General features: G+C 32.2%; 7 protein-coding genes and 1 pseudogene. 6 read left to right on the plus strand and 2 right to left on the minus strand.

Annotation, left to right across the window (positions count from 1 at the left end):
* Positions 1-200 precede the first annotated feature (200 nt).
* The 5 genes from LB465_RS15710 to LB465_RS15730 all read left to right on the plus strand — a co-directional run bounded on the left by LB465_RS15710 (position 201) and on the right by LB465_RS15730 (position 3,630).
* On the plus strand, positions 201-863 hold the full coding sequence (locus LB465_RS15710; protein ID WP_224470875.1) for a hypothetical protein: 663 nt from the start codon (positions 201-203) through the stop codon (positions 861-863).
* A 113-nt stretch (positions 864-976) separates the two neighbouring features.
* Entirely contained in the window at positions 977-1,684 is a 708-nt protein-coding gene (locus LB465_RS15715; RefSeq protein WP_224470876.1) for a hypothetical protein, read from the plus strand.
* Positions 1,685-1,841: 157 nt separating this feature from the next.
* The gene (locus LB465_RS15720) at positions 1,842-2,396 is read left to right on the plus strand and encodes a hypothetical protein (protein WP_224470877.1); all 555 of its coding nucleotides are present in this window, start codon (positions 1,842-1,844) and stop codon (positions 2,394-2,396) included.
* An 11-nt stretch (positions 2,397-2,407) separates the two neighbouring features.
* Positions 2,408-2,986, plus strand: a complete 579-nt coding sequence (locus LB465_RS15725; protein WP_224470878.1) for a hypothetical protein — start codon at positions 2,408-2,410, stop codon at positions 2,984-2,986.
* 161 nt (positions 2,987-3,147) lie between these two features.
* Positions 3,148-3,630, plus strand: a complete 483-nt coding sequence (locus LB465_RS15730) for a hypothetical protein (RefSeq protein ID WP_224470879.1) — start codon at positions 3,148-3,150, stop codon at positions 3,628-3,630.
* A gap of 615 nt (positions 3,631-4,245) precedes the next feature.
* Here LB465_RS15730 and LB465_RS15735 read toward each other — a convergent pair.
* Entirely contained in the window at positions 4,246-5,502 is a 1,257-nt protein-coding gene (locus LB465_RS15735) for a tyrosine-type recombinase/integrase (protein ID WP_224470880.1), read from the minus strand.
* Positions 5,503-5,804: 302 nt separating this feature from the next.
* Between LB465_RS15735 and LB465_RS15740 the strand changes: the two genes are divergently transcribed.
* Positions 5,805-6,383 (plus strand): thioredoxin family protein, encoded by a 579-nt coding sequence (locus LB465_RS15740; protein WP_224470881.1) that lies wholly within the window; start codon positions 5,805-5,807, stop codon positions 6,381-6,383.
* Between the two features lie 10 nt (positions 6,384-6,393).
* Here LB465_RS15740 and LB465_RS15745 read toward each other — a convergent pair.
* Positions 6,394-6,504: pseudogene (locus LB465_RS15745) on the minus strand (IS1595 family transposase); the annotation flags it as partial.

Below are 6,504 nucleotides of genomic sequence, written 5' to 3' on the forward strand. Positions count from 1 at the left end.
GTTTTCAAGTAAAGCCTCTACGGATTTTTAATCTAACCCTCAAAAACAACGAAATGGCAACAATGTATAAAAACAATGCTTAAATCAGTCTCAAATCGCAACATCGTGCTCGCTTGCTTAGCGCATTGTCCTGCGGACAATCCAGCTCGCCAGCTCGCACTATTTTTATACGGGACGCTGCCACACATTATAAGAACCTGATGATTGAAAATTTAATTAATCGAACTAATACAAACGAGTTTTATCAAAATGGCTATTTACGTCTGGTGGATTTAAAAGGTCGAACTGGGAATAGTCGAACTCTAGAGTTAAATTTTATTATTGAGGGACAGGATGATTTTGGAGAAATACAAAACATTGAGCATTGGACTATAATTGCTAAAGAAGCCATAGATTTTAAGGGAATTTTTGCGGACTCTTACCTTCCCTATATTAAATTGAATATTTTAACCGACCATCCCTTACTTTGGGTTTTTAACCATCCGGAGTTAGAATGTGAATTAAATAAATATCCAGAAAATCCGAGTGAATTTATAGGGGATTTGTTCTTTGAATATGAAAGTGTCGGAGGTAATTGGATTCCACTTCACAAGAATTTTTGGGCTTTAAATAAATTTTACAAAGAAACTAAAAATAGATATTTATCTATCCCAAGCCCTTTAAGAGGATCGATTGAAAAAGTATGTGAAAAACACGGAATTGAATTTAGAGTGAAAAAAGAAATTAACGGATATAACAAAGGTTATGCAAATCGACCAAATGCTAAACTTTTGATATTTGGAAATGATGAGGTCTGCCCTAATAGTTATAGTTTAGGACAGCCATATATAATTGCTGACGAGTTTATTGCAAAAAAGAAGTAAAAAACGTGTGGCACAAAATACAAAAACAATGATCAATCCTGAATCAATTCGAAACTCTGTGCTTGCTTGTTGTGCTTGATTTTTATACTAGACAATAGCTTTAATTATTATTTATGACACAACTTCAAAACGCAAAAATTTTATCTTCATTTATTATAGTTTATTTTTTAAGTATAAATATTCTAAATGCTCAAAATGATGAAATTAATAAAACAACAGAAAAATATAATAATAGTTCATATCTGACAATGAATGTACTATCTCCATTAAACACTAAAAGTCCGAGATGGCGATTTGGTTATATCAAAAATATTAATGACAGATGGAAAATTGGATTAGATGTTGGTTATGGAAATCATAGTTTAACCTTTTATGATTTAGGAGACAACTATGAGTTATGGGAGGTTAGACCAGAGTTTTATTATTTTTTAAAAACTAAACGAAGAACAAAGAAATATTTATCTGTAGAACCATTTTACATTCACCACAAAGATTTATTTTTTGATGGAACCTACTTTCCGGAAAACGGAGAATCACTCAGTTATGATAAAGCAGATTATAAGAGACAGAAATACGGAATAAACTTTAAATATGGTTTCTTATTCAATTCAAAAAAAAGAATTGGGTTTAATTTATACACAGGATTAGGAATAAGAATAAGAAAAAACACATTCACAAATACTGTAAACCCAGAGATAGTAGATTTGGGACCTGAAGGTGGTGATATGTTCGGATTTGATGATTATCGAAGGATAGAAGGAAACAATTTCGGAGGAAATTTTGTCTTAGGTTTAAAAATATATTATCGATCAAATAACTAAAGCTAAATAACTATATAAAAGCAAAGCTTAAACCTGTTTCTCTCCTATAAAATACTATTTCGAGATTGGGATACGTGGAAAAAAGTTTTATAGTCTTGTAGAAACAGAGAGTCTTTCCCTTTCCCCGATACTTAAGTTCAGTTTTTAATTTACCAACGTGATATTAAACTACTATACAAAAAAATTATTAGTGCTAATAGTATTCTTATTGGCCTCTTCACTGTATTGTCAAAAACAGGAAAAGATATATACGTCTACGAACATTTTAGAAGTTTATAAAAATACAGAGGAGAGTCTTATTCACTATGAAAATCAGCTAAATACTGGTTGGGGTTTAGAATTAAATTCTCTGCATGGTTTTTATATCCTCAGGAAATTTGTTTTATCGGCTGGGTTAGGAATAAATTTAAACATAAATGAGAATTATAGAGCCATACCAGCTATAGTAGAGTTGAAGTTTCATTTTAGTGACTATGGCATTAACAGTCCTTATGTTTTATTGAACACCGGGAAAAATTTAAAGATAGGAAGTTTCCAACCGGGTCAGACTGCCAAATTAGGATTCGGTTATAATTTTGAAAGCGATTATATTTTCCAGTATACTATTGAATTTTTTAAAAAATCTAAAACTTATTACACCAGCGAAAGCCTGGATGTTAATTATAATTACCGAGCCAACGGCTATGGAATTTCTGTTGGGATCACATTTTAAATAATTTACCTATGATAAAAAAAATACTTCTTTTAATTGCAATTTCACTTATTACTCAACATTCCTGGACCCAACAAAATACCGCTGTAGAAAAATCTGTTTATGGATTTCAAGCAGGGGTATTAGGATTTTGGGCACATAATGAATCCAGGTTGGATAGAAATATATCCATTCGCACCGAATTAGGTTTTGATGCAGGAATCTTTTCCTCAAATGCAGATTTTAGCGGGTCTAAAGTGGGCGTAATTTTTATTCCTTCAATTACCCTGGAACCACGTCTATATTATAATCTTCATAAAAGAATGGATAAAGGAAAAAATATTAGCGAGAACAGTGGGAATTTCGTTGCTCTTAAACTAAACTACAGGCCGGACTGGTTTACCCTCTCCAATGTTAAAAACACTTCGGTAGCCGACAATATTGCTATTATCCCGAAGTGGGGAATTAGAAGAACTTTTTGGAATCATCTCACTTATGAATTGGGAGCGGGTGTTGGTTACAGAAAATATTTTCTAAAACAGTATGGCTACGCTGAAAATCCTGGAGAGGTGGGCATAGACTTGCACATTAGGTTAGGGTATACATTTTAACTTTTTGAAAAAAGACAATAATTGATTTGAAAGGACTGCAGATTAGCAATAAGCTAACACTTTCAAAGCATAGGTGGATTTTGATTAATGTTAGAAAAGAGCTTAATAGATTTTGCCTTTGCTGGTTTATACCGAATTACTAATTGAATAATAGAAATAATATGAAAATATCTTTTATTGTTAAACTAACTTTCCTTTTAAGTGCCATACTTTTTAATGGTTGTGATAGAAATAATGAGGAGAGAACCTACCGCTTTATTATTAATAATGAGTCAGGTTTTGATATAAGATTAGAAATTTTTGAAAGTGGAACTAATAATTTTGTAAAAGAGATAATTATTTCGGATTCAGATCATACTATAAAAAATTTTCAATCTACGGACATGGGCCAAGTTTATGGAATTCAAGATTTTTTTGAGGGAGATTCCGTTAATATCATCTATGGGAATAATCAAAAAATACAATCTTACAAATGTGAATTTTTAAAGCCTGAAAATAATGGTTGCAGCGAAACAGGTAACATAGCAAATGACGGAGATACACAATGGAAGCGCGAACGGCAAGGACAACTTTATATAAGGACATATACCTTTAATCCAGAGAACTTTGAAGAAGCAACACCTTGTGATGGAGATTGTGAATAAATTAATACAAAATTAAAAAGAGAGGCTTGATGGCTTTTGCCTTCGAACCCCTCTAAAATTAAGTCCTTAATAGGACATAACTTAATTGCAGACTAATATCAGATAACGCTGTTTTTATCAGCCGAAAGCCGCCCCCATCATCTGCTAGGTGTTGGCCGCTCCTTAACCGCTATCTTTAACTTATTACAAAAATAGGAATTTTAGAATAGCCAAATCAATAGTGTTATTACCCGCCTTTTAAATCCTATAAAAAGTATTTCTTTGTCTTAGAAATCAAACAGACAAATTTGATTTGGGAAAAATCTGTTTTTCCTTATTCTTGTTTAAAATCAATCAGGGCATTCATATCCTGGCTAATCTTGTTTTCCGAAACCCTGGCATAAATTTGAGTTGTAGAAATTTTGGTATGTCTTAAAAGCTTAGAAACAGTTTCGCGAAAAAAATCATTCCATTGTCATTCAATGATGTTCCATATTTTTTCATTAGCCGCCGAAAAAATTGATGAAATGTCCCCCAACTATACCTCTAATTAACTACACTTACAATAGATTTGGATTTCATTGTTACTCTAATCATATTTTAAGAAGTTCAGGAAAACTAAGATTTCGATTTCTATTAAAAAACTATCAAGTCGTTGGCATCATCTAGAACCTGGTTATCAAAATCTTTCAAATATATTTCTGTAGTACGAAGAGAGTGGTGCCCAAGTCCCTCGCTGATAATTTCAGTAGATATTCCGAGATTTTTGGCAATTGTTGCCCAGGAATGGCGAATGTAATAGGTGGTTATTCTCTCTTCAATTCCCGCATCTTTTGCTATTATTTTTAAGGATTTATTTATTAATCTACTATCCGATCTGTATTTGGTGTAATTTTCCACAGAACCATCGTAACCTATTGGAAAAATAAAATCATCATCCCCTTTGTCTTTCAAATAAAAACTAAGTATTTCAGAAAATTCCTGTGTTATTTTCACCGAAAAAGGATCACCAGTTTTACTACGACCATAGAACATTCGGTCACCAACAATATCCCTAATTCTCAATTTTGCAAGATCTATTAAGTTCATGCCTCTGCAATTAAACATACTTAATAAATAATTCTTTGTATTCCATAATGTAGAACCTTCTTTATAACTCAAATTGCGAATTGCGATAAATTTGTCCTTTGAAAGCGCCTTTTTTTTGGTGCGTCTTGAAGTTGGAATTTTATAGTGATGAAATGGATTTTTTTGGGGAATAAATCTATCTTCTTTAACTGCACTATTATAAATGGCTCTTATAGCCCTAAGGTAAGCGCTTATTGCATTATCACAGTTACCTTTTGCCTTGCGATCCATTTCATACTCTTTAAGAAATGTGACTGTGATCTGATAAAGTTTGACCTCTTTATTGTTGTTGAATTTTGTAAAAGAAGAAATTGCACCTTTATACCACGATGCAGTTGCCGGTTTACTGATTTTCAATTTGCGGTCTATCAAAATTTGACCACATTCATTTAATGTAATTCCATTCGAAAGATTCTTTTTAATTTTGGAATCTAACTTCTTATCCCAGGAATTTTTAATATTTTCAACTAAAACATCAACATCTATTTTGTTTAAAGTATCCCCAAGCTCATCTATCATACTTTTAGCCGAATGCAATTTTTGATAGTTAGCTTTATTGATCGCATCACAATCTTTGTTTTTGTTTGCCAGGGCTGATTTTTTTAATAACAAATTCTTTTCATCCCATCCAGCTATCGAAGTGCTGCAGGATAGACGAATCATTCTTGGTTTCTTGTGAAATATTTTTATTACCACAGGAAATGAACCGTCAATAGCATTTTTTGAACCTTTTCTTGTATCTAAAATTAATCTTGCTCGTGCCATTTTTTTGAAATCTTCATCATAAATTTAATGAAAATTACGCACACTTTACGCACACTTTTTTTTGATTCGAAATAATTTAAGTTGACATTAATATTGATTAAAATACTTATAGTCAATTATTTATGATGTTATTTGATTCAGATTGTTAGTTAAAAAAACGACTTCTAAGCAGGCGGTCCCAGGTTCGAATCCTGGCGCGATCACTTTGTAAAACCGTAAAACTTAATTTATAAGTCTTTACGGTTTTTTTATTTCCCATTCTGTAGATTTGAATTAATAAAAATGCGATAAAATTAATCTCAATGAATTTTCAAGAATATAGCATTTACTTTAAAAATATCCTCCTCAAACCGGTGACAGAACATCAACCGCCTTATGATAATCCCGATTACCTGAATTATACAAAGTTAAACTGGTCACGTATGAACCGTTGGTTCAAAACAGGAAAATTATCAAATGACATTGTGGAAGTTGTTAAAAAAATAGATCAACCGCAACATTGGATCATTATTACAGAACCCTGGTGTGGCGATGCAGCTCACAATATTCCCTTTATAGAAATGATAGCAAGTGAAAATACCCTGATAACGGTATCTTATGAGTTAAGGGATGCAGCACCCTACAGGATTGAGCAGTATCTTATCAATGGCACTCAATCAATTCCTAAGTTAATTATTAAGGATGAAAAAGGCGAGGATTTAGCAACCTGGGGACCACGTCCTGAAAATTGTCAAAAAATATATGCTGAACTACTAAAAGAGCAAGCTTCTTTTGAGATAATAAAAACCGAGATACAAAATTGGTATAATTTAGATAAAGGAAAAGGACTTCAAAAGGAATTAGAAGATGTATTATCCAGTACACGTAATTATAGATTTTAGAGGTCAGTAGTTAGTTACTTATAATTTGCGATTGATAGGTGACATTGCCCTGAACCATTTTTGTGATCAGGTTATTGAATATTGTAGCCTTGCTCTGAGATCGGTTGATCCTAAAACAGAA

The organism is Salegentibacter lacus, from assembly GCF_020164555.1.
Taxonomy (GTDB): domain Bacteria; phylum Bacteroidota; class Bacteroidia; order Flavobacteriales; family Flavobacteriaceae; genus Salegentibacter; species Salegentibacter lacus.

What these genes read in the sequence shown, in the direction of transcription:
- LB465_RS15730 (WP_224470879.1), top strand. Translation starts at nt 3,148, where the DNA reads ATGAAAATATCTTTTATTGTTAAACTAACTTTCCTTTTAAGTGCCATA.
- LB465_RS15740 (WP_224470881.1), top strand. Translation starts at nt 5,805, where the DNA reads ATGAATTTTCAAGAATATAGCATTTACTTTAAAAATATCCTCCTCAAA.
- LB465_RS15735 (WP_224470880.1), bottom strand. Translation starts at nt 5,502, where the DNA reads ATGGCACGAGCAAGATTAATTTTAGATACAAGAAAAGGTTCAAAAAAT.
- LB465_RS15710 (WP_224470875.1), top strand. Translation starts at nt 201, where the DNA reads ATGATTGAAAATTTAATTAATCGAACTAATACAAACGAGTTTTATCAA.
- LB465_RS15725 (WP_224470878.1), top strand. Translation starts at nt 2,408, where the DNA reads ATGATAAAAAAAATACTTCTTTTAATTGCAATTTCACTTATTACTCAA.
- LB465_RS15715 (WP_224470876.1), top strand. Translation starts at nt 977, where the DNA reads ATGACACAACTTCAAAACGCAAAAATTTTATCTTCATTTATTATAGTT.